At 70.5% G+C, this 21,985-nt stretch carries 19 protein-coding genes; 13 read left to right on the plus strand and 6 right to left on the minus strand.

The window, feature by feature from the left end; translation table 11 throughout:
- Positions 1-89 precede the first annotated feature (89 nt).
- The 3 genes from JR064_RS15705 to yccS all read left to right on the plus strand — a co-directional run bounded on the left by JR064_RS15705 (position 90) and on the right by yccS (position 6,770).
- Entirely contained in the window at positions 90-2,183 is a 2,094-nt protein-coding gene (locus JR064_RS15705) for a TonB-dependent siderophore receptor (protein WP_206230372.1), read from the plus strand.
- Positions 2,184-2,280: 97 nt separating this feature from the next.
- On the plus strand, positions 2,281-4,398 hold the full coding sequence (locus tag JR064_RS15710; RefSeq protein WP_206230373.1) for a TonB-dependent siderophore receptor: 2,118 nt from the start codon (positions 2,281-2,283) through the stop codon (positions 4,396-4,398).
- Between the two features lie 149 nt (positions 4,399-4,547).
- Positions 4,548-6,770 carry a YccS family putative transporter gene (yccS, locus tag JR064_RS15715; RefSeq protein WP_425510306.1) on the plus strand — a complete coding sequence of 741 codons (2,223 nt, stop codon included), beginning with the start codon at positions 4,548-4,550 and terminating at the stop codon, positions 6,768-6,770.
- On the opposite strand, the gene JR064_RS15720 is transcribed toward yccS, so the two are convergent.
- Complete coding sequence (locus tag JR064_RS15720) at positions 6,715-7,926, minus strand: MFS transporter (RefSeq protein ID WP_206230375.1); 1,212 nt, start codon at positions 7,924-7,926, stop codon at positions 6,715-6,717. The two genes, yccS and JR064_RS15720, sit on opposite strands and share 56 nt — an antisense overlap.
- 103 nt (positions 7,927-8,029) lie before the next feature.
- Between JR064_RS15720 and JR064_RS15725 the strand changes: the two genes are divergently transcribed.
- The 7 genes from JR064_RS15725 to JR064_RS15755 all read left to right on the plus strand — a co-directional run bounded on the left by JR064_RS15725 (position 8,030) and on the right by JR064_RS15755 (position 13,136).
- Positions 8,030-8,917: a LysR family transcriptional regulator gene (locus tag JR064_RS15725; protein WP_206230376.1), complete on the plus strand. Its 888-nt coding sequence runs from the start codon at positions 8,030-8,032 to the stop codon at positions 8,915-8,917.
- A 214-nt stretch (positions 8,918-9,131) separates the two neighbouring features.
- Complete coding sequence (locus JR064_RS15730; protein WP_206230377.1) at positions 9,132-11,054, plus strand: MFS transporter; 1,923 nt, start codon at positions 9,132-9,134, stop codon at positions 11,052-11,054.
- Positions 11,055-11,159: 105 nt separating this feature from the next.
- The gene (locus tag JR064_RS15735; protein WP_225210070.1) at positions 11,160-11,447 is read left to right on the plus strand and encodes a CD225/dispanin family protein; all 288 of its coding nucleotides are present in this window, start codon (positions 11,160-11,162) and stop codon (positions 11,445-11,447) included.
- A gap of 55 nt (positions 11,448-11,502) precedes the next feature.
- Positions 11,503-11,787 (plus strand): CD225/dispanin family protein, encoded by a 285-nt coding sequence (locus JR064_RS15740; RefSeq protein WP_179569127.1) that lies wholly within the window; start codon positions 11,503-11,505, stop codon positions 11,785-11,787.
- An 85-nt stretch (positions 11,788-11,872) separates the two neighbouring features.
- The gene (locus JR064_RS15745; RefSeq protein ID WP_179569129.1) at positions 11,873-12,292 is read left to right on the plus strand and encodes a DUF2752 domain-containing protein; all 420 of its coding nucleotides are present in this window, start codon (positions 11,873-11,875) and stop codon (positions 12,290-12,292) included.
- Between the two features lie 95 nt (positions 12,293-12,387).
- On the plus strand, positions 12,388-12,723 hold the full coding sequence (locus tag JR064_RS15750; protein WP_179569131.1) for a CD225/dispanin family protein: 336 nt from the start codon (positions 12,388-12,390) through the stop codon (positions 12,721-12,723).
- Between the two features lie 5 nt (positions 12,724-12,728).
- Complete coding sequence (locus JR064_RS15755; RefSeq protein WP_206230378.1) at positions 12,729-13,136, plus strand: DUF2752 domain-containing protein; 408 nt, start codon at positions 12,729-12,731, stop codon at positions 13,134-13,136.
- Here the strand turns inward: JR064_RS15755 and JR064_RS15760 are convergent, their stop codons facing one another.
- The 5 genes from JR064_RS15760 to JR064_RS15780 are packed head-to-tail and all read right to left on the minus strand — an operon-like array spanning position 13,137 to position 16,680.
- Positions 13,137-14,033 carry a hypothetical protein gene (locus JR064_RS15760; protein ID WP_206230379.1) on the minus strand — a complete coding sequence of 299 codons (897 nt, stop codon included), beginning with the start codon at positions 14,031-14,033 and terminating at the stop codon, positions 13,137-13,139.
- Positions 14,034-14,083: 50 nt separating this feature from the next.
- Positions 14,084-15,016, minus strand: coding sequence for an NAD(+) diphosphatase (gene nudC / locus JR064_RS15765; RefSeq protein WP_206230380.1), 933 nt, complete (start codon positions 15,014-15,016; stop codon positions 14,084-14,086).
- A 48-nt stretch (positions 15,017-15,064) separates the two neighbouring features.
- On the minus strand, positions 15,065-15,451 hold the full coding sequence (gene erpA, locus JR064_RS15770; RefSeq protein ID WP_053836095.1) for an iron-sulfur cluster insertion protein ErpA: 387 nt from the start codon (positions 15,449-15,451) through the stop codon (positions 15,065-15,067).
- 31 nt (positions 15,452-15,482) lie between these two features.
- Positions 15,483-15,938, minus strand: coding sequence for a bactofilin family protein (locus JR064_RS15775; protein ID WP_179569139.1), 456 nt, complete (start codon positions 15,936-15,938; stop codon positions 15,483-15,485).
- 7 nt (positions 15,939-15,945) lie between these two features.
- Positions 15,946-16,680, minus strand: a complete 735-nt coding sequence (locus JR064_RS15780; protein WP_179569141.1) for a DUF6776 family protein — start codon at positions 16,678-16,680, stop codon at positions 15,946-15,948.
- A 181-nt stretch (positions 16,681-16,861) separates the two neighbouring features.
- On the opposite strand from JR064_RS15780, the gene JR064_RS15785 reads away from it, so the two are divergent.
- Genes JR064_RS15785 through JR064_RS15795 form a run of 3 tightly spaced genes read left to right on the plus strand, consistent with a single transcriptional unit; the run spans position 16,862 to position 21,887 of the window.
- On the plus strand, positions 16,862-17,494 hold the full coding sequence (locus JR064_RS15785) for a DUF4126 domain-containing protein (RefSeq protein ID WP_179569143.1): 633 nt from the start codon (positions 16,862-16,864) through the stop codon (positions 17,492-17,494).
- Between the two features lie 41 nt (positions 17,495-17,535).
- On the plus strand, positions 17,536-19,437 hold the full coding sequence (locus JR064_RS15790; protein WP_206230381.1) for an EAL domain-containing protein: 1,902 nt from the start codon (positions 17,536-17,538) through the stop codon (positions 19,435-19,437).
- 35 nt (positions 19,438-19,472) lie between these two features.
- Positions 19,473-21,887 (plus strand): hybrid sensor histidine kinase/response regulator, encoded by a 2,415-nt coding sequence (locus JR064_RS15795; RefSeq protein WP_206230421.1) that lies wholly within the window; start codon positions 19,473-19,475, stop codon positions 21,885-21,887.
- Positions 21,888-21,985: the final 98 nt, after the last annotated feature.

The following is a 21,985-nucleotide window of genomic DNA, read 5'->3' on the forward strand; positions in this document are numbered from 1 at the left end:
CATCCAGCGGTCAGCCATCCCCCTTCCTCTCCCACCGCTTTCGCCGATCGCGGGCGGCACGCTGCTGCCCGCAGAAAAGGATGCTGCCGATGTCTTGTCCGTCCGCGCTCGCCGCGCATGTGCTCCCCTGCCGATTCCATCGCGGCGTGCGCCTGGCCGCGCTCGCCGCCGCGCTCCTGCTGGCCTGCGACGCCCATGCCGGAGACGCGGAGAGCGAGCAGGCGACCGAGCTGGATGCGGTCAGCGTGACCGCCGCGCGCGTGCATGCCAACGCCGGGGCGCTGGGCGAACGCAACGTGCAGGACACGCCGTTCGCGATCCAGGTGCTGGATCGCGACGACCTCGACAAGCGCCAGGTGGTGTCGCTGGGCGATGCCTTCTTCAACGATCCGTCGGTGGTCACCCAGGTCGGCGCCTATTCCAGCGGCTGGAGTTCGCCGATCATCAACCGCGGCCTCGGCCTGAGCTACGACAGCTACCGCGTCAACGGCCTGCAGGTCTCGTCCTGGGGCAGCGAATGGCCGCTGGAAGCGATGGAACAGGTGGAGCTGCTGAAGGGGCCGGCCGGCTTCCTGTACGGCTTCGGCCAGCCCGGCGGCCTGGTCAATTACCTGACCAAGAAGCCGACCGACGACACCACCCTGTCGGCCAGGCTCGGCTGGCGCTCGGACGCCGTGGCCAGCGCCCAGCTCGACGCGGGCGGGCGCTTCGGCAACCAGGACATGTTCGGCTACCGCCTCAACGCCTTCCGCGAGAAAGGCGAGACGTACAACGGCGGCGAGGTCGACCGCAAGGTCGTCTCGGCCGCGCTCGACGCGCGCCTGAGCGATCGCCTCACCTGGACCGCCGACCTGGTCTACCAGAGCCGCCAGCTGTCCGAGGAAGCGCCGCAGTACTACTTCATCGGCCTGAGCGCGGTGCCGCGCGCGATCGCCGGCGACGCCGACCGCTCGGTGACCGGTTCGTACTACGACACCCGCTCCCGCCTGCTGTCGACCGGGCTGGAATGGCGCTTCGCCGACGGCTGGAAGGCCAGCCTGAACTACGGCGTCACCACCTCGTGGAACGACGTCAACAAGATCTTCGCCTACATCGACGACGGCAACGGCGACTACGCCGTCAACGCCTACGAACTGGGCGGCAGGAGCGAGTGGAAGCTGGTGCAGCTGATGCTGCAGGGCCGCTTCGTCACCGGACCGCTGAGCCACCAGCTGGTGGCCGGCGCCTCGCGCCAGGACGCTACCGGCTGGGACCGCCCCTACGTGTGGCAGACCATCGGCCGCGGCAACCTCTACGACTGGCAGGGCATGACCCACTACAGCAGCGCCTCGCGGGTGATGACCCGCAGCAGCGAGACGCTGCAGAAGGCGCTGTTCGTCAGCGACACCGTCGCCTTCGCGCCGGGCTGGTCGCTGCTGGCCGGCTGGCGCTACAACGACTACGAACAGGTCGGCACGTACCACACCTATCCGGTCACGCCGACCTATGCGCTGATGTACAAGCCGGCCGACGCGGTCACGCTGTATGCCAGCTACATCGAGTCGCTGGAAGCCGGCGGCCGCGTCGGCGACGACTACATCAACGCCGGCCAGGTGCTCGACCCCACCATCAGCAAGCAGTACGAGATCGGCGCCAAGCTCGCCTATCCGCGCTGGAACGCCAACGCGGCGGCATTCCGATTGGAGCGCGGCGCCAGCATCGACCGCATCACCGCCGCCGGCAAGTACCTGGAGCAGGACGGCATCACCCTGTACGACGGCATCGAACTGAGCGGCGACTACCGCCTCACCGAGCAACTGAGCCTCGGCGCCGGCGCCACCTGGCTGGATCCGCGCTACGACAAACTCTCGCCGGACAACGCGGCCGATCAAGGCCACCGGGTCAGCTTCGCGGCGCGCTGGCAAGGCGTGGCGCACGTGGACTACGCGTTCCCCGGCATCGACGGACTCAGCGTCTACGCCGCGCTGCGCTACTTCGGCGACGTCTGGTACGACACCGCCAACACGCTGAAGCTGCCGGACTACACGCTGGCCAATGTCGGCGCCGGCTATCGCATGCGCCTGCACGGGCATCCGCTCACCTGGCGCGCGAGCATCGACAACCTCACCGACCGCAAGTACTGGATCACCAACAGCGTCGGCGCGCCGCGCACCTATGCACTGAGCGTGCAGTTCGACCTGTGAACCGCGCGGCGGCCTGCGCAGCGGCCGCCGCGCCTTTCGTCCACCCAGCCCCAGCGGCAAGGCACGACGCCCTCTTCCCCGACCAACGGAACCCGTCATGTCCACCCGACTCCCACGCCATTCCCTGTTGCCGCTCGCGCTGATGGCCGCGCTCTGCGCATCCGCCCATGCCGCAGCGGCCGAGACCGATGCCGACCCCGCCGAACGCAAGGCCACGGAGCTGGACGCGGTCCGGGTCAACGCCGAGCGCGCCGAGGCGCCGGCCGGCGCCCTGGGCGAACGGCCCGCGCGCGACACCCCGTTCTCGATCACCCGCATCGATGCCGACGCCCTGCAGGAGCGCCAGGTCAACTCGCTGGCGCAGATGTTCATGACCGATCCGTCGGTCTCCGGCAACGTCGGCGCCTACAACAGCAGCTGGTACACCACCATCCAGGTGCGCGGCCTGCCGGTCAGCTACAGCAACGGCTACAAGCTCAACGGCATGCCGCTGTACACCTACGGCGCCGAGTGGCCGAGCGAGACCATGGAGCAGGTGCAACTGCTCAAGGGTGCCAGCGGCTTCATGTACGGCTTCGGCGCCCCTGGCGGCATCGTCAACTACATCACCAAGAAGCCCACCGACACGCCGCTGCTGGACCTGAGCGTCGGCTACCGCGACGGCGGCGTATACAGCGCGCAGCTCGACAACGGCCGCCGCTTCGGCGAGGACGACCGCTTCGGCTACCGCCTCAACCTGCTGCGCGAACAGGGCGATACCTACAACGACACCCACGTCGAGCGCACGCTGGCCTCGCTGGGGCTGGATGCGCGCCTGAGCGACGACCTCACCTGGACCGCCGACCTGCTCTACCAGGACCGCAAGCTGGAGAACGAAGCGCCGACCATCACCTTCTACGGCTATGGCGACAGCGCCCTGCCGCGCCGCCTCGACCCGCGCCGCGACCGCGCCATCCGCGACACCTTCTTCAACACCGAGATGCAATCGGCGATGACCGGCCTGCGCTGGCAGATCGACGATGCCTGGAACGCGCGCCTGGACCTGAGCTACAGCAAGTTCCGCAGTTCGATCAACAAGATCTGGGACTACGTGCTCAACCGCGAGGGCGACACCAACACGTATATCTACGACCTGGGCAACCTCGCCGAGAACTACCTGGCGCAGGGCCTGCTCGAAGGCCGCTTCAGCACCGGCCCGATCGACCACCAGCTGGTCGCCGGCGCGAGCTGGCAGCAGGCCGACAGCGGCTGGGCCAAGCAGAACCTGTGGTACCAGCTGGGTACCTCCAACCTGTACGAGGACAGCGCGCTCAGTTACCACAGCACCCATTCGCGCGACACCTACCGCAGCGACCGGGTCGAGCAGAACGCGCTGTTCGCCAGCGACACGCTCAGCGTCGGCACGCACTGGTCGCTGCTGCTGGGCCTGCGCCACACCCGCTACGAACAGAACAGCTGGGACGTGGACGGCACGCACACCGCGCGCTACCAGAAGTCGGTCAACACCCCGACCGTGGCGCTGCTGTTCAAGCCGCGCGAAGACCAGACCGTGTACGCCAGCTACGTGGAATCGCTGGAGCAGGGCAGCACCGTCGGCCAGCTCTACGAAAACCGCAACACGCTGCTGCCGCCGCTGGAAAGCAAGCAGTACGAGCTGGGCTACAAGCTGGAGCGTGCGCGCTGGGCGCTGGATGCGGCCTGGTTCCGCATCGAGCGCGGCGCCGAATACGGCAATGCCGCCAACTACTACGTGCAGGACGGCGAGGTGCGCTACCAGGGATTCGACCTCAGCGGCCACGTGCAGGCCACGCCGAACTGGCGCATCGGCGCCGGCGCGACCTGGGTCGACGCCGAATACCTGCGCAACGAGGCCGCCGCGGTCGGCCGCACGCCCGCCGGCGTGGCCAGGTTCCAGGCCACGCTCGACACCGCGTACGCCTTCGACGCCGTGCCCGGGCTGAGCGTGCACGCCGCGGCCAAGCACTACGGCTCGCAGCCGTACGGCGCGTCGATGTGGAACGACCTGTACGACCTGAAGCTGCCGTCCTTCACCCTGCTCGATGCCGGCCTCGGCTATCGCACGCACTGGGGCGCCACGCCGCTGACGCTGCGTGGCGAACTCACCAATCTCACCGACCGCCGCTACTGGACCAACGACGGCAACGGCTACGGCCAGCCGCGCACCTGGTCGCTGAGCGCCACGTTCGAACTTTGAGCGGCACGCTGCGCCTTGCCGCGGCAGGGCGCAGCGGCGACCGCAGGACAGCGGCGACGGCCGCACCGCGGACGCAGCGCCGATGCTCGCCGACCCCACTTCGGCGTCGGCAAGCATCATCGCGGCCAGCGTTGCGTTATCGTGTCGCCGTGCCGAAATCCTCGATCGAAACCCGCCTCAGCCGCCTGTGGGCCCACGAAAAGGCCAGCTACGGGCTGCGCGTGTTCATCGCCCTGGGCGTGGCGATGGGCGTGTGCTGGCAGCAGCAGCAACTGACCGCGCTGCCGGCGATCTTCCTGGGCGCCATCGCCAGCGCGATCGCCGAGACCGACGACAACTGGCTGGGCCGGATCAAGTCAGTGCTGCTGTCGCTGCTGTGCTTCGCCGCCGCCGCGGCCGCGGTGGTGCTGCTGTTCCCGTATCCGCTGGCGTTCGTCGCCGGCATGGCGCTGTCCACCTTCGCCCTGACCCTGCTCGGCGCGCTCGGCGAACGCTACGCCTCCATCGCCCAGGCCACGGTGGCGCTGGCGATCTACGCGATGATCGGCATCGACCATGGCGGCCGTTCCGGCCACGTCGGCGGCAGCGCCTGGCACGGCATCGGCCTGTTGATGCTCGGTGCGGCCTGGTACGGGCTGCTGTCGGTCCTGTGGACGCTCCTGTTCGCCAACCGCCCGGTGCGCGAACGGCTGTCGCGGCTGTTCTTCGAACTCGGCCGCTACCTGCGGCTCAAGGCCGCGCTGTTCGAACCGGTGCGACAGAGCGACCTGCACGCGCGGCGGCTGGCGCTGGCCGAGCAGAACGCGCAGGTGGTGGCGGCGCTGAACGCGGCCAAGACCGCGATCATGAGCCGCTTCGGCCGCTCCGGCCGGCCCGGCGTGCAGTCCGGCCTGTACTTCCGGCTGTACTACATGGCGCAGGATTTCCACGAGCGCGCCAGCTCCTCGCACTATCCCTACGAGGCGCTGACCGACGCGTTCTTCCACAGCGACGTGCTGTACCGCTGCCAGCGCCTGCTGGCCCTGCAGGGCAAGGCCTGCGCCGCGCTGGGCGAGGCGATCCGGATGCGCCAGCCGTTCGAATACGGCGAGCAGACCCAGCAGGCCACCACCGACCTGCGCCAGTCGCTGGACTTCCTGCACGCCCAGGCCGACCCGCGCCAGGCGCGGCTGCTCGGCTCGCTGGAACTGCTGGTCACCAACCTGCAGAGCATCGAGCGGCGGCTGTCCGAAGCCGCGCAGTCCGACACCACCAGCGACACCCTCGACACCCGCCTGCGCGACTCCTCGCCGCACACCTTGCGCGAGATGCTGGTGCGCGTCGGCCAGCAGCTCACCCCGGGCTCGGTGCTGTTCCGGCACGGGCTGCGCATGGCGATCGCGCTGGTGGTCGGCTACGCCATCATGCAGTCCATCCACGCCAGCAACGGCTACTGGATCCTGCTCACCACCGCCTTCGTGTGCCGGCCCAACTACGGCGCCACCCGGCTGCGCCTGGCGCAGCGCATCGCCGGCACGCTGATCGGCCTGATCGCGACCTGGGCGCTGATGCAGCTGTTCCCCGGCACCGAACTGCAGCTGCTGTTCGCGCTGTTCGGCGCGTTGCTGTTCTTCGTCACCCGCACCGACCGCTACATGCTGGCCACCGCCGCGATCACGGTGATGGCGCTGTTCTGCTTCAACCTGCTCGGCGACGGCTTCGTGCTGATCTGGCCGCGCCTGGTGGATACGCTGATCGGCTGCGCGATCGCCGCGGCGGCCTCGTTCCTGATCCTGCCCGACTGGCAGGGCCGGCGCCTCAACCAGGTGATGGCCACGGTGCTGGCCAGCTGCGCGCGCTATCTGGCGCAGGTGCTGGAACAGTACCGCAGCGGCATGCGCGACGACCTGCCCTACCGCATCGCCCGGCGCGACATGCACAACGCCGACGCCGCGCTGTCGGTGGCGCTGTCCAACATGCTGCGCGAACCCGGCCGCTACCGCCGCAACCTGGATGCGGGCTTCCGCTTCCTGGCGCTGTCCAACACCTTGCTCGGCTACCTGTCGGCGCTGGGCGCGCACCGCGCCGCGCTGGCCGGCGAGGCCGATCCGGCCATCGACCGCGCCGGCGGTTACCTGCAGGACACCCTGGGCGCGATCGCCGACGCGCTGGCGCAGCGCCAGGCGCTACCGCCGGCCGACGAATCGGCCGAGGTGGGCATGGCCGATGCGCTGGAGCACGAGGACGGGATCGACGACGCCAAGCGGCGGCTGGTGCGCAACCAGCTGGCGCTGACCCTGCGCCTGTTGCCCAAGCTGCGCGCCGCCGCGCACGCGGTCACCGCTCCGGCAGCGGCACCAGCGCCGCCGGCGGCCGTGCCGGCCGCACGCTGACGCCCATCCACAGCAGCGCCGCCACCGCCAGCGCCGCGCCGCCGACCACCACCCCGCGCCAGCCGGCGTAGGCGTAGGCGGCGGTGCCGAGGCTGGAACCGATCGCGCCGCCGATGAAATAGCAGGTGACATAGGCCGAGGTGATGCGGTTGCGCGCCTTCGGATCCAGTTGGTAGATCACGTGCTGGTTGCCGATGTGCACGCCCTGCACCGCCACGTCCAGCAGCAGCACCCCGGCGATCAGCAGCCACAGCGAGTGCGGCGCGGCGGCCAGCAGCAGCCACGACAGCAGCAGCATGGCCAGCCCGCCCCAGCCCACCCACTGCCCGGCGCCGCGGTCGGCGAGCTTGCCCGACAGGTTGGCGGCGAACGCGCCGGCGGCGCCGATCAGGCCGAACAGGCCGATCGTCGCGGTACCGTAGCCGTAGCTGGGGCCGGACAGCAGGAACGCCAGCGTGGTCCAGAACATGCTGAAACCGGCGAAGATCAGCCCGCCCAGGATGGCGCGCGCGCGCAGCACCGGTTCGTCGCGCAACAGCGCCAGCACCGAACCGATCAGGTGCGGATAGGACAGCTGCGGATTGCCCGGATGCCGCGGCAGCGCGCGCCACAGCAGCGCCGCCACCAGCAGGATCAGCGCCGCGGCCACCCAGTACACGACATGCCAGCCGCCGGCGCCGGCCAGCAGCCCGGACACGGTGCGCGCCAGCAGGATGCCCAGCAGCAGGCCGCTCATCACCGTGCCGACCACACGCCCGCGCTCGTGCGGCGCGGCCAGGGTGGCGGCGAACGGCACCAGGATCTGCGCGGCCACCGAACTGAGTCCGGTGACCAGGGTGCCGAGCAGCAGCAGCGCGAAGCTGGTCGAGGCGGCGCTGATCAGCAGGCCCACCGCACTGAGCGCGTACAGCCCCACGATCAGGCTGCGGCGCTCGAAGCGGTCGCCCAGCGGCACCAGCAACAGCAAGCCGGCGGCGTAGGCCAGTTGCGCGGTGGTGACCACCGCGCCGGCGCTGCGCACGTCGATCGCGAAGGTCTGCGCCAGCACTTCCAGCAGCGGCTGCGCGTAGTAGTTGCTGGCCACCGCCAGGCCGGTGGCGGCGGCCATCAGCAGCACCAGGCCGCGATGCAATGGGGGGTGCGGGGTCGTGTCCATGAGCCGAATCCAAGGGTGCGGAAGGAATGGCGCCAGTCTGGGCAAGCGCCATCGATCTTTCCAATGTATTGTTTTCACTCGATCCATCTCGTTTTAAGATGCCATGCTGACCCTGCGCCAACTCGAGTTCGCCGTCGCCGTGGCCGAGGAGGGCAGCTTCACCGCCGCCGCGCGGCGCTGCCACACGGTGCAGTCGGCGCTGAGCCACCAGATCGCCAAGATCGAGGAGGCGTTGGGCGCGCGCCTGTTCGAACGCGGCGCGCGGCAGGTGCGGCCGACCGCCGCCGGCGAGGTGTTCCTGCACAACGCCCGCGCCACCCTGCGCGCGGCCGAGCGCCTGCACGAAGAGATGGCGCAGGCGCTGGGCACGGTGCGCGGGCGCCTGCACATCGGCCAGATCTCCGCGCTGACCACGGTGCAGGTACCGGCGCTGCTGCGCCGCTTCCGCGAAGCGCACAGCGCGGTGGACGTGCATCTGCGCACCGGCATGAGCGATGCGCTGCTGCTCGACCTGGGCGAAGGCCGGCTGGACGTGGCCCTGGTCGGAGTCGGCCCGCACATCGCGCTGCCCGAGCAGCGTCTGCTGCTGCACCAGGAACCGCTGGCGCTGATCGCCGCGCCCGGCAACCGCTTCGCCGCGCGCGCCGAGGTGTCCCTGCACGAACTGGAGGACGCGCCGATGGCCGGGCTGATCGCCGGCGCCGGCGTGCGCGGCATCATCGACCGCGCCTTCGCCGAGGCCGGCCTGCGCCAGCGGCTGCAGTACGAGGTCACCCATGCCGACCTGCAGCGCCAGCTGGTGATCGCGGACCTGGGCCTGGCGATCGTGCCGCAGACCATCGCCGCGGCGATGCACGGCGTGGCGGTGATCGCGCTGCGCGAGCGCTTCCGCTTCCTGACCTACGCCACCTGGCGCGCGGACCCGACCCCGGCCGCACGCGCGCTGATCGCGCTGCTGCGGCAGCAGGCAGGCGCCGTCGCAACCGGCTAACCGGATCGCCTCGCACCGCAGCCCCCTGTAGGAGCGGCTTCAGCCGCGACGAACGGAGCACGCCACCATGACGCCGCCTGCAAAAAGCCAGCACGCGCGTATCCCGCAGACGCCACCGCCGACACAGCCCGCATCGCGGCACGCCCCGCTCCACGGCGCCGCATCCGCCGCGCAACGAACCTGCTAGGCTGCGCGCGTTCGCAAAGGAGCCTGCATGTCCGGCCATAGCCAGTTCGCCCTGCTGAAACAGCGTCGCTTCCTGCCGTTCTTCGTGGTCCAGGGGTTGGGCGCGTTCAACGACAACGTCTACCGGCAGGCGATCATCGGCTTGCTGTTCTATCTGGGCGTCACCCCCGAGCAGCGCACGCTGTACACCAATCTGGCGCCGGCGCTGTTCATCCTGCCGTACTTCCTGTTCTCCGCATTGGCCGGGCAGATCGCCGAGAAGCTGGAGAAATCGCGGCTGGTGGTGATCACCACCACGATGGAGATCGCGATCATGTCGCTGGCCGCGGTCGGCTTCCTGACCGAGAACATGGCGGTGCTGCTGGTCGCGCTGTTCTGCACCGGCCTGCAGTCCACCCTGTTCGGCCCGGTGAAATATTCGATCCTGCCTTCGGTGCTGAAGCCGGAGGAACTGACCGGCGGCAACGGCCTGGTCGAGATGGGCACCTCGATCTCGATCCTGTGCGGCATGATCCTGGGCGGACTGATCTTCCAGATCGCCGGCAGCCACGGCCCGGTCGCCGCGGCCACCGCGGTGATCGCGCTGGCGGTCACCGGCAACCTGGTCGCGCGCCTCATTCCCAAGGTCGATGCCGGCGCGCCGGACCTGAAGATCAACTGGAATCCGCTACCCGAGTCGCTGGCGATCATGCGCCTGACCCGGCGCCAGCTGGCGGTGCGCAACGCGGTGCTCGGCGTGTCCTGGTTCTGGTTCATCGGCACGGTGCTGACCGCGCAGTTGCCGACCTACGCCGAACTCAATCTCGGCGGCGCGCAGGACCTGTACATCTTCGCCCTGGCGCTGTTCTCGATCGGCACCGGCACCGGCTCGCTGCTGTGCGAGAAGCTGTCCGGACGCACCGTGGAGATCGGCCTGGTGCCGCTGGGCGCGTTCGGCATCAGCGCGTTCATGCTCGACCTGTATTTCGCCCGCCCCGGCGGCGCGCTGCAGGCCGGGCTGGGCATCGGCCAGTTCGTGCACCAGGCCGGCAGCTGGCGGATCATGCTCGACCTGGTCGGCATCGGCCTGTGCACCGGCCTGTTCGTGGTGCCGCTGTTCGCGCTGATCCAGAGCCGCACGCCCAAGGCGGAGCTGTCGCGGGTCATCGCCGGGCTCAACATCCAGAATTCGATGTTCATTGTCATCGCCGCGATGGTCGGCATCGCGCTGCAGATGAAACAGCTCACGCTGTTCGGCACGCGCGTGCCGATGCCCGGGCTGAGCATCCCGCAGGTATTCCTGGCGCTGGCCATCGCCAACGCGGTGGTGGCGATCTGGATCTTCAGCATCGTCCCCGAATTCCTGATGCGCTTCCTCAGCTGGGTGATGGTGCGTGCGCTGTACCGGCTGCGCCTGCACGGCATCGAGCGGCACGTGCCCGACGAGGGCGCGGCGCTGATCGTGTGCAACCACGTCAGCTACATGGACGCGCTGGTGCTGGCCGCGTCGATCCCGCGCCCGGTGCGTTTCGTCATGTACTACCGCATCTTCAACATCCCGGTGATGCGCTGGATCTTCCGCACCGCCAAGGCGATCCCGATCGCCGGCGCGCGCGAGGACCCGGCGCTGATGCAGCGCGCGTTCGACGAGATCGACGCGGCGCTGGCCGAGGGCGAACTGGTGTGCATCTTCCCCGAGGGCGCGCTGACCAAGGACGGGGAGATCGCCAAGTTCAAGTCCGGCGTGGAGAAGATCGTCGAGCGCCGCGCGGTGCCGGTCGTGCCGATGGCGCTGCGCAACATGTGGACCAGCATGTGGAGCAAGCGCGACTCCCGGCTGCGGCGCATGCGCGTGCCGCGGCGCTTCCGCGCGCACGTGGAGGTGATCGCGGGCGCGCCGGTGGCGGCCGCCGAGGTCAGCGCGGAGCTGCTGGAAGCGCAGGTGCGGCAGCTGCGCGGGGATGCCGCGTGAACCTGCAAGGTGCCTGGAAACGCCGCTTCGGGTAGATTAGGCGCCGGGGAGACGCCTGCGTACTGCAGCGGCGTCCATTGCAGGGGTCGATCAGTGAGTCAGGTATTGCCGCCACCACCGCCCAACGGCGCGGGCATCTACGTCCCCAACAATCTGGTGTGGGCGATCCTGTCCACGCTGTTCTGCTGCCTGCCGCTGGGCGTGGTGTCGATCGTCTATGCCTCGCAGGTGGACGGCAAGCGCGCCGCCGGCGATGTGGCCGGCGCACGCGACGCCTCGCGCAAGGCCGGCCTGTGGGCGATGTGGTCGGCGCTGGCCGCGCCGATCCTGCTCGCGCTGTGGTTCCTGCTGTTCGGCGGCATCGCGATCCTCAGCAGCGCGCTGGGGCAGTGAGTCCGCCCGCTTTCTCGTTTTTTCTTCGTTCCACCACGCAACCGGAGTAACACGGATGAATACCACCGCACCGCAAGTGTCCAACAATCTGGTCTGGGCGATCCTGAGCACGCTGTTCTGCTGCCTGCCGCTGGGCATCGTTTCGATCGTGTTCGCCGCCCAGGTCAACACCAAGCTCGCCGCCGGCGACGTCGCCGGCGCCCGCGAATCGGCCGACAAGGCCAAGAAGTGGGCGATCTACTCGGTCATCGCCTGGGTGGTGCTGGTCGTGCTGTACCTGATCTTCATCTTCGCCCTGGGTGGCCTGGGCATGATGCAGCAGTCGTCGACCACGTACTGATCGACGATCCGGGCCGCCGTTGCCGCGCGCCGCGGCGGCCTTGTTCGCTCGCTCCACGATTCCGTTACCGACGATTCCGTTGCCGATGTTCCTGCGCGCACGCCCCCTGCCCCGCTGGCTGCCGCTGGCCGCACTGAGCGGCGCCGCCGTGGTCGCGACGCTGGTGCTGCGCCGGGTCGATCCCAATGTGCCGGGCAATCCGTTGCCTGCGTGCCCGTTCTACGCGCTCACCGGCCTGTATTGCCCAGGCTGCGGCAGCACCCGCTGCCTGCATGCACTGGTGCACCTGGATATCGCCCATGCCATGGCGACCAATCCGCTGCTGGTGGTGGCGCTGCCGCTGTTGGCGATCATGGCGCTCAATGCCGCCGGGCTGCGCATGCGCCTGCTGGCGCCGCTGCTGAAGATCCTCGCCGATCCGCGCCTGTGGCTGTGGCTGCTGCTCGGCTACGCGGTGCTGCGCAATCTGCCGTGGTACCCGTTCACCCTGCTGGCGCCGCACTGAGCGCATCGCGCGGCGCCGAAAGATGGAGCCGCGGCGACCACCTCGTCTAGACTTGGCCCCATGCCCAGCGCATAGCCCCTCAAGGAGATCCACACATGAGCACCGTCAGCCCCGTCACGCCGCCGCCCGCCCCCGGCGCGATTCCCAATCATCTGGCCTGGGCGATCATCGCAACAGTGCTCGGATTCTGCCTGTGCTGTCCGTCGATCATTCCGGGCATCGTCGCCATCGTGTTCTCCAGCAAGGTCAACGGGCTGCTCAACCAGGGCGACCTGGACGGCGCGCGGCGCGCCTCCAACAGCGCCAAGACCTGGTGCTGGGTGACCACCGCGCTGGCCATCATCGGCCTGTTGATCAACATCGGCATGGTCGCGACCGGCGGCATGCAGAGCTACATGGAATACGTGAACCAGATGCAGCACATGAGCTGATCGGCATGCGCGCCTGGCAACAACGGGCGTGTCTCGGCGCCGCCACCGCCCTCGCGGCGGCCGGCGGCGCGCTGTTGTACCGGTTCGATCCCAACGCCGCGGACAATCCATTCGCGCCGTGCCTGTTCCATGCGCTCACCGGCTACTACTGTCCCGGCTGCGGCATGACCCGCGCGCTGCACGCCCTGGTGCACCTGGATCCGCTCGGCGCCTTCGCGATGAATCCCGGGGCGATGCTGGGCCTGGCCGTGCTGCCGGGCCTGATCGCGTGGAAGGCGGGCTGGCGCGCGGCATGGTTCGCGCCGGTGGCCACGCTGCTGTCGCGGCCGAACTTCTGGCTGCTGGCGCTGCCCGGCTACTGGATCGCGCGCAACCTGCCGTGGTTTCCGTTCACCCTGCTCGCGCCGGGTTAGTCAGCTGACCCAGCCGGCGATCACCAGCAACGCCAGCACCACCAGCCACAGCAGCAGTACCCGCCAGATCTGGCTCATCGCATCGCGCAATTCCGGCAGGCGCCGCAGCACCGGCACCACCATGCCGGCATCGCTGTAGTCGTGCGCCTCCTCGTCGAGTTCGCCGCGCACGCTGGCGCAGGCCACCGGGCCGAGGAAGCCGCTGTCCAGCTGCCAGCGATTGCCGCCGGCCGCGCGCCAGGCGCCGAACACGGTCTCGAAATTGCCGACCAGCGCCAGCGAGAAGGTCATCAGCTGCGCCACCGGCCATTCCATCGCGGCCAGCACGGTGCGTGCGCCGAGCGCGGTGGCCAACGGCAGCCGCGGCGCGTACGGGCCGACCGCGGCCAGCGCCAGCAGGCGATAGCCGAGCGCGCCGAACGGCCCCAGCAGCAGGAACCAGAACAGCACCGCGAACCAGCGCCGCAATGCGCTGATCGCCACCGCCTCCACCAGCCCGGCCGGATCCTCGCGCGGCGGCCCGCCATCGGCGTGCAGATGCGCGACCGCCACGCGCCGCGCGGCGACGTCGTCGGCCTCGATCACCGCTTCCACATCGGTATCCAGGTCGCGCGGCCCCCAGCTGAAGGCCAGCACCAGCACCCCGAACAGCAGCGCCAGCAGGCCCAGGTGCGGCGCGGCGAGCAGCCACTGCAGCAGGCCGACCAGCAGCAAGGCCGGCAGCAGCGCCAGCGCGATGCCGTAGCGGCCGCGCCAGCCGCTGCCTTCGCCGGCGTGCGCATCCAGCCACGACAGCCAGTCGCCATAGGCATCGAAACGGCGCAGCGAGGCCACCATGCCGGGCGCGACATGGCCCAGCACCAGGGCGACGATCACAGCGACGAGGGTAGTGAACATGCAGGTCCTCCGGGACCGTTCTGAAGCGTGTGCAGCGGACGCCGGGCGGCCTACGCGTGCGTGCCGCCGCGGCGATACCAGTCCACGACCAGCGCGCGTGCGATGGAGATGCCCGGCGGCAGGCGCAGGCCGTGGCCGTCGTCGGCGCTGTCGCCCTGTGCCGCGGCGCGCTGCAGGGCGGCCCCGATCTCGTCGCGTTCGAACCAGCGGGCGTCTTCCAGCTCCCCATCCACCTGCGGCAGGTCGGGCTCGGCCAGCGCGCTGAAGCCAAGCATCAGCGCACCGGGGAACGGCCATGGCTGCGCGCCGTAGTAGCGGCAGCTGCCGGGCCGGACCCGCACCTGGGTCTCCTCGGCCACTTCGCGCGCCACGGTCTGCTCCAGCGACTCGCCCGGCTCGACGAAGCCGGCGATCACCGAATAGCGCCGCGCCGGCCAGCTCGCCTGGCGCCCCAGCAGCAGCCGCGCGCCGTCGCTGACCGCGACGATCACCGCCGGATCCACGCGCGGATAGTGTTCGCTGGCGCATTGCGCGCAGACGCCGAGGAAGCCGCCGCGGCGGAACCCGATGGCGCCGCCGCAGACGCCGCAGAAGCGGGTGCGCGATTGCCAGTGCAGCATGCCGCGGGCATAGGCGAACAGGCCGGACGCGAACGCCGGCCACTCGGCGGCGGCGCGGCGCAGGTCCATGCGCTGCGGCGGGTCGATGTCGGCGTCGCGCAGGCCCGCGCCCACCGCGAACCAGGCATCGCCATCGCGCAGGCCGAGAAAGATCGCCTGCTCGACCATATCGCCCAGCGCCGCGCCGGTCAGCGCCAGCGGCTGGCCGTGCGCATCGGCGTAGGCATTGCCATCGGCATCGAGCAGCAGCAGGCGCGCGGTGGGCCAGGCGCGGCGCAGGGCTTCGGGATCGTTGCGCAGCGCGTCGGCGCGGTCGATGACCGCGTCGGCGAACGCGAAGGAAACAGGCGTCAGTTCGGGCATGCGGCGCAGGGTGCAGGCAAACCGCGCATCCCGCAAGCCGCAGCGTGTCTACACGCTGAAGCTGCTGCCGCAGCCGCAGGTGGTCTTGGCGTTGGGGTTGCGGATCACGAACTGCGCGCCGTGCAGGCCTTCGCTGTAATCCACTTCCGCGCCCATCAGGTATTGCAGGCTCAGCGGGTCGACCAGCAGGGTGACCTCGTCGGTGCGCACCGACAGGTCGTCCTCGGCGCGGTTCTCGTCGAACTCGAAGCCGTACTGGAACCCGGAACAGCCGCCACCCTGGATGTACACGCGCAGCGCCAGCGCGTCGTTGCCTTCCTCGCGGATCAGCTCGCGCACCTTGGCCGCGGCGGCCTGGGTGAAGTTCAGCGGCCGCTCCAGCGACTGGTAGTCGGGGGCGGGCGCGGCGCTGGGCAGGGAAACGAGAGTGCTCATGGCTGCAGGATGGGGGCGGCCGGGAGCCGAATCAAGCATCCGCCGCGGTCAGCGCGCGCTGCGCCAGCTCGGCCTGCGGCTCTTCGTGCGCCCGCTCCGGCGGCGCCAGCGCGGCCATGCTGCCGGCATGGATCAGCCGTCCGGTCAGCTGCGCACCGGCGTTCATCTCCACCACCTGGTAGTGCACGTTGCCCTGCACCCGCGCCTTCGGCGCCAGTTCCACGCGCTCGGCAGCATGCACGTCGCCGGTCAGCTGGCCGTTGATGATCACGATCGGGGCGCGCACCTCGCCCTCGATGCTGCCGTGCTCGGACAGGGTCAGCGTCGCCGGCGCGCCGTCCTCGGCCAGCACCTTGCCGAGGATGCGCCCTTCCACGTACAGGCCGCCGCTGAACACCAGGTCGCCCCGGATCACCACCTGCGCGCCGATCAGGGTATCCACCACGGTCTGGCCGCTGCTGCGGCCGTTCTTGTTGCTTCCGAACATAAGCTGCCTACTCCCCTTTGCCGTTGCCGGCCAGTGTCCAATCGAAACTCTGGGTGACCGGCGCCCCTCCGCCGGACAGCGATACTCGCACCCGTTGCGGGGTGAAATCCTTGGGCAGGATCACGCTGCCGTCCAACTGCTGGAAATAGCGGAACGAATAGTCCTGCCCGGGCACGCCGCTCTTCTGGTGCAGTTCGTCCCAGCCCACGCTGGCCAGCTTGCCGCCGCGCACGCCTTCCACCGCCAGGCGCATCTGCCCCTGGCTGATCGCGCCGCGGTTGAGGTTCTGGGTCAGCACCACGTTGTAGTGCCAGGTGCCGCCGGCCTCGGCCGAGAACTCGGCCGAATGCACGGTCAGGCCCTTGCGCTGGCTGGTGGCGCCGACCAGGCGCTCGTAGAAGGCCACGTCGGCCCGCAGCCCGGCGATCTCCTCGTCGCGCTCGGCCAGCGAACTCTGCACTTCGTTGTTGGCGGCGCGGCTGATCTGGTCGGAGCGGGCCAGGGTGGCCTGGCGCTGGTTGAGCGTGTCGATCTGCCGCTGCTGCGCCTGCAGCTTGGCGTCGGCCTGCCGCAGCTGCGTCCTCACCTCGCCCAACTCGGGCGCGGCCTGGCGGCTGGCCAGCAGCCAGGTTCCTGCCAGCGACAGCAGCCAGACGATGGCGATCAGCAGCCACAGGCCACGTCCGCGCGCGGGCGCGGCGCCGTTGGGCACGATCTGGAAACGGGGCACGGGTCGGTTCATCGTCAAAGCCGCGCCACCGAGGCGGCAGCGGCGTCGATCCTCGCGGGGGGTCGGCCGGCCGGCTAGTGTAAGCCACGCGCCGTAGCTTGCCGTTGCCGGCACGCGCGGCCCGTGCGCTGGCCTTCGCTGCACGCTTGGCCGATAGTGGCCGCCACCCGCGCATCTGCAGGAGCGCCTCGCCATGACCGACGCCCACCTCTTCGTAATCGGCATCCTGCTGGCCTGGCTGGCCGGCATCCGCGTCTACCTGACCGTGTTCGGGATCGGCGTGGCCGGCCTGCTCGGCTGGCTGGACTTGCCGCCGGCGCTGCAGGCCACCGAGTCGTGGTGGGTGCTCGGCACCTCCGGCGCCCTGGCGCTGGCCGAGTTCTTCGCCGACAAGATTCCCGGCGTGGATTCGGTCTGGGACCTGCTGCAGACCCTGACCCGGATCCCGGCCGGCGCGTTCCTGGCCGCGGCCACGCTGTCCCAGGACGGCCAGTTGGGCGCCGGCGCGCTCGCCACCGGCGCCGGCGTCGCGCTCACCAGCCACGTGCTGAAGGCCGGCTCGCGCGCCTTGCTGAACACGTCGCCGGAACCGGCCAGCAACTGGATCGCCTCGCTGACCGAGGATTCCGTGGTTCTCGCCACGCTCGCGCTGGCCCTGGTGCATCCGTGGCTGGCGCTGGCCGTATTGCTTGGGGCGAGCGTGCTGGGTGCGCTGCTGGTGTGGTGGGTGTGGCGCACGCTGTGGCGCGGCGTCCGCCGCCTGCTGGCGGCGCCCGCGGACGCCGCCGTCGCCAGGCCGAGCCGAGATGGCTCCCTGTCTTCGTGAACTTCATCGCATAATTGCGCGCGCACCAGGATAAAGACGCGATGGCCGCAAGAGACACCGCACCGCTTTCCAGCCGCGACGATCCGCGTTCGCGCAACGTCCGTGCCGAGACCCCGCCACCGCACTACTGGCGGCGCTGGGCCGCCGACGCGGTGCCGGACGCGCAAGCGCCGGCGCCCGACCTCGACATGGCGCCGCGCGCGGAAGACGGCACCGCCTCCGCCGCCGCCCCCGGCGAGCAGACCGCCGCGGCCGCGCCGAGCGCGGCAAGCGACGCTGCCGCGCCGCCGCCGCCGCTGGACGCGCCGTACCGCATCCTGATCGTCGAAGACGACCGTTCGCAGGCCTTGTTCGCGCAGAGCGTGCTGCATGGCGCCGGCATGCAGGCGCAGGTGGAGATGCGGGCCGAAGGCGTGCAGCAGGCGATCGCCGACTACCGCCCCGACCTGATCCTGATGGACCTGCACATGCCCGGCCTGGACGGCATGCGCCTGACCGCGTTGATCCGCCAGCAGCCGCAGCACCAGTTGCTGCCGATCGTGTTCCTGACCGGCGACCCGGATCCGGAGCTGCAATACGAAGTGCTGGACAGCGGCGCCGACGATTTCCTGACCAAGCCGATCCGGCCGCGGCACCTGATCGCCGCGGTCTCCAACCGCATCCGCCGCGCGCGCCAGCAGGCGCAGCAGAGCGCCAGCGACGGCCTGCCGCTGAACAATCCCGAGACCGGCCTGCCGACCCGCACCCACGTGCTGCAGTTGCTCGGCGAGTCGCTGCGCGCGCGCGCCGGCGGCTGCCTGTTCTTCATCGAGATCGCCAGCGCGCTGGGCCTGCGCGAACGCTACGGCTACGCCGCGTTCGAACGCCTGATGACCCAGGCCGGGCGCCGCCTGGCCAGCGTCACCGCGCCGCAGCCGCTGGCCCGGCTCAACGACAACAGCTTCCTGCTGCTGGCCCAGGACAACGACCTGGACGCGCTGCGGCAGCGCGCCCAGGCCTTGCGCGAAGCCCTGGCCAGCCATGCGTTCCCGCTGCGCGACGACGAAGCCGTGCACCTGCGCTGCGCGATCGGCTATGCCGACCTGGCGCAAGGGTTCGAGGACGCCGGCAGCGCACTGGAAGCGGTCGAACGCACCGCGCTGCAGGCGCGCCTGCATCCGCAGGGCGTGGCCGCGTACGCGCCGCCGCGCGAGGACGAGGACCTCGGCCGCATCGCCATGTTCGAAGGCCAGCTGGAGCCGGCCTACCAGCCGATCGTCGCCGTGGCCGGCGGCGATACCGCGCAGTACCAGGTCCTGCTGCGCCTGCGCCAGCGCGACGGCACGCTGCTGTCGGCCGGACAGGTGTTGCCCGCGGCCGAGGCCGGCGGGCGCATCGCCGACCTCGACCAGCAGGTGCTGGACCACGCGCTCGGCCTGCTGCACCTGTACCAGCACGCCACGCCGCCGCTGCGCCTGTTCGTGTCGCAGTCCTCGCGCACGCTGGCGCGCGGCGCCTTCGCCGACTGGCTGGTCGAGGCGATCGGCCGCCGCGGCGTCACCGGCACCTCGCTGGTGATCGACCTGCGCCTGGACGATGCGCTGATCCACACGGTGACGCTGCAGCAGTTCTGCGCCCGGCTGATGCCGCTGGGCGTGCAGTTCTGCCTCAGCCAGTTCGAACCCGGCGCCGAGGCCGAGGCGTTGCTCAACCAGTTGCCGCTAGGCTACCTGCGCCTGTCCGCGCGCTTCGCCAACGCGCACGCCGATGCCGAACTGCGCGACCAGTTGCGCGCCGCGATCGACCTGGCGCACCGCGCCGGGCTGCTGATCATCGGCCAGCAGATCGAGGAAGCGCAGGCCGCCGCGGCGATGTGGATGGGCGGGGTCGATTTCATCCAGGGCAACCTGGTGCAGTCGGTCGGCGACGAACTGAACTTCGATTTCCAGAACGCGGTGCTGTAGCGATGCCCGCACGCCGGCGCCGGCCCCTGCCGTGGCTGGCCGCGTCGAGCGCGGCGAGCGCGGTCGCCGGCGCGCTGCTGGCGGTGCCGCTGCTGGCCCCGCCGCCGCCGTGGCACCTGCTGGCCCCGCTGTGCATCGGCAGCGCCGCGCTGCTGGCGGTGGTGGCCGGCTGGCGCGCGCAGCAGCAGGCCGGCGCGCTGGATGCGGCGCTGGCGCGCGCCGCATTGGCCGAATCCGAACGCGACGCGCTGCAGCGCGACGTACACCTGCGCGAACGCCTGGAACGGGAGCTGGTGCAGGCCAAGCAGGCCGCCGAGGCCGCGGCGATGGCCAAGGGCGAATTCCTGGCCACCATGAGCCACGAGATCCGCACCCCGCTCAACGGCATCATTCCGATGCTGGAACTGATCGCGCGCGGCCAGCTCGGCACCGAGCAGCGCGAGATGCTGCGCGCCGCCAACGACTCCTCGCTGCAACTGCTGCGCATCGTCGACGACATCCTCGACTACTCCAAGCTGGAAGCGAACCGGCTGGAGCTGGAGATCACCAGCTTCAACCTGCGCGAACTGCTCGACGGCGTGCTGCAGCTGATGCAGCGTTCGGCCGAGGCCAAGGGCCTGCGCGTGACCCTGCAGCTGGATCCGGCGGTGCGCCTGCCGGTGCGCGGCGACCCGGTGCGGCTGCGGCAGGTGCTGAGCAATCTGATCGGCAACGCGATCAAGTTCACCGCGCGCGGCAGCGTGGAGTTGCGCGTGCGCCGCCTCGGCGAGACCCCGGCGCAGCACCTGCTGCGCCTGGAGGTGCGCGACACCGGCATCGGCATCAGCGCCGAGCAACAGGAACGGCTGTTCCGCTCCTTCACCCAGGCCGATGCCTCCACCACCCGCCTGTACGGCGGCACCGGCCTGGGGCTGGCGATCTGCAAACGCATCGTCGACCTGATGGGCGGGCGCATCGGCGTGGAATCGGGCAGCGACCAGGGCGCCACGTTCTGGTTCGAGATCCCGCTGCTGAAGGTGATCGGCGACCTGCCGCAGCTCCAGGGCGGCCTGCCGCGGCTGCGCGCGCTGCTGGTCGGCGCCGACCTGCGCCTGTACCAGCGCCTGAAAGGGCTGCTGCCGAACTGGGGCGTGCAGCTGAGCAAGGTCGACTCGACCCAGGAAGCGCTGGAGCGGCTGCGCGCCGGCGGCGCCGCGCTCCCGCCCTACGACCTGGTGATCGGCGACCTCGACGGCCTGCGCCAGAGCGCACGCGCCCTGCAGCGCGCGGTCGGGCGCCTGCCGGCGCCGCATGGCGTGCGCCTGATCTGGCTGTACGGGGAAGTGGAGATTCCCGATGAGATCCGCGCGCACGGCGCGCTGCTGTCGCGGCAGGCGGCGGATCTGGACTTACGCGGGATGCTGGCGCTGGTGCCAGCGGCGGCCCCCGCTGGCGCCGTCGGGCTGGTCCCGTCCGATGCCGCGCTCTACCCCGCGCACGCCGCCGAACCAACGCCACCCTCGGCCATCGCCACCGAACCCGGCCTGGACATCGCGGCCGGCCCGGCCTCGCCGCCCGCCGATTACCGCCTGCTGCTGGTGGAGGACAACCCGGTCAACCTGCTGGTCGCGCAGAAGCTGCTCGACGTCCTCGGCTACCGCAGCGACAGCGCCACAGACGGCGCTGCCGCGCTGGCGCGACTGGACGCGCAGCCCTACGACCTGGTGCTGATGGACTGCCAGATGCCGGTCCTGGACGGCTACGCCGCCGCCCGCCAGTGGCGCCAGGCCGAAGCGGCCGCGGGACGGCCGCGGTTGCCGATCGTGGCGATGACCGCCAATGCCATGGCCGGCGACCGCCAGCGCTGCCTGGAGGCCGGCATGGACGACTACCTGTCCAAGCCGGTCAACCGCGAACTGCTGGCGGAATGCCTGCAACGCTGGCTGCCGCATCGCGCCGCCAATGCCGCGCCGGTGGATGCCGCGCTGCCGGCGAAAGCGGAGGTCACGGAAAGCGCGGCATCGCCGACGCCGCCGTCCGTCGCCCCCGCGCCCGCCGCCAATGGCGCCGACACGGCGCCGATGCTGCCGCCGACCCCGTTGCCGGTGCTGGACATCGCGGTGCTCGACGAATTGCGCGAACTCGCCGGCAGCGCGACCACCGCGCAGATCGTCGACCTGTTCCTGGACGATGCGCCGCAGCTGATCCAGCGCCTGGAGCAGGCCGCCGCGATCCCGCAGCTGGACCCGTTGCGCGACGCGGCGCATACGCTGAAGTCCTCGGCCGCCAACGTCGGCGCGCTGGCGCTGTCGGCCGCCGCCGCGCGCATCGAGGCCGGCGTGCGCGCCCATCAGCTGGAGCGCCCCGCGGTCGCGGTAGCGCTGGTCATCGCCGAATTCGCGCGTGCGCGGCTGGCCTTGAAGGGCTACCGCAACACCTTGCGCGACGCTGCGGAAAGCGCGGCGCCATAAGCGGCCTATACCCATTGCCTGTGTGTAGGAGCGGCTTCAGCCGCGACAGATCCTATGGGTACCTTCGGATAGGGCCTGTCGCGGCTGAAGCCGCTCCT

The organism is Xanthomonas bonasiae (genome assembly GCF_017163705.1).
GTDB lineage: Bacteria > Pseudomonadota > Gammaproteobacteria > Xanthomonadales > Xanthomonadaceae > Xanthomonas_A > Xanthomonas_A bonasiae.

Bases quoted from the DNA above. Each gene is read 5' to 3' on its own strand.
- JR064_RS15720 (WP_206230375.1), bottom strand. From the start codon at position 7,926: ATGGACACGACCCCGCACCCCCCATTGCATCGCGGCCTGGTGCTGCTG.
- JR064_RS15745 (WP_179569129.1), top strand. From the start codon at position 11,873: ATGTTCCTGCGCGCACGCCCCCTGCCCCGCTGGCTGCCGCTGGCCGCA.
- JR064_RS15705 (WP_206230372.1), top strand. From the start codon at position 90: ATGTCTTGTCCGTCCGCGCTCGCCGCGCATGTGCTCCCCTGCCGATTC.
- JR064_RS15775 (WP_179569139.1), bottom strand. From the start codon at position 15,938: ATGTTCGGAAGCAACAAGAACGGCCGCAGCAGCGGCCAGACCGTGGTG.
- JR064_RS15740 (WP_179569127.1), top strand. From the start codon at position 11,503: ATGAATACCACCGCACCGCAAGTGTCCAACAATCTGGTCTGGGCGATC.
- JR064_RS15730 (WP_206230377.1), top strand. From the start codon at position 9,132: ATGTCCGGCCATAGCCAGTTCGCCCTGCTGAAACAGCGTCGCTTCCTG.
- JR064_RS15750 (WP_179569131.1), top strand. From the start codon at position 12,388: ATGAGCACCGTCAGCCCCGTCACGCCGCCGCCCGCCCCCGGCGCGATT.
- nudC (WP_206230380.1), bottom strand. From the start codon at position 15,016: ATGCCCGAACTGACGCCTGTTTCCTTCGCGTTCGCCGACGCGGTCATC.
- JR064_RS15725 (WP_206230376.1), top strand. From the start codon at position 8,030: ATGCTGACCCTGCGCCAACTCGAGTTCGCCGTCGCCGTGGCCGAGGAG.
- JR064_RS15755 (WP_206230378.1), top strand. From the start codon at position 12,729: ATGCGCGCCTGGCAACAACGGGCGTGTCTCGGCGCCGCCACCGCCCTC.
- JR064_RS15785 (WP_179569143.1), top strand. From the start codon at position 16,862: ATGACCGACGCCCACCTCTTCGTAATCGGCATCCTGCTGGCCTGGCTG.
- JR064_RS15710 (WP_206230373.1), top strand. From the start codon at position 2,281: ATGTCCACCCGACTCCCACGCCATTCCCTGTTGCCGCTCGCGCTGATG.
- JR064_RS15760 (WP_206230379.1), bottom strand. From the start codon at position 14,033: ATGTTCACTACCCTCGTCGCTGTGATCGTCGCCCTGGTGCTGGGCCAT.
- erpA (WP_053836095.1), bottom strand. From the start codon at position 15,451: ATGAGCACTCTCGTTTCCCTGCCCAGCGCCGCGCCCGCCCCCGACTAC.
- JR064_RS15790 (WP_206230381.1), top strand. From the start codon at position 17,536: ATGGCCGCAAGAGACACCGCACCGCTTTCCAGCCGCGACGATCCGCGT.
- JR064_RS15780 (WP_179569141.1), bottom strand. From the start codon at position 16,680: ATGAACCGACCCGTGCCCCGTTTCCAGATCGTGCCCAACGGCGCCGCG.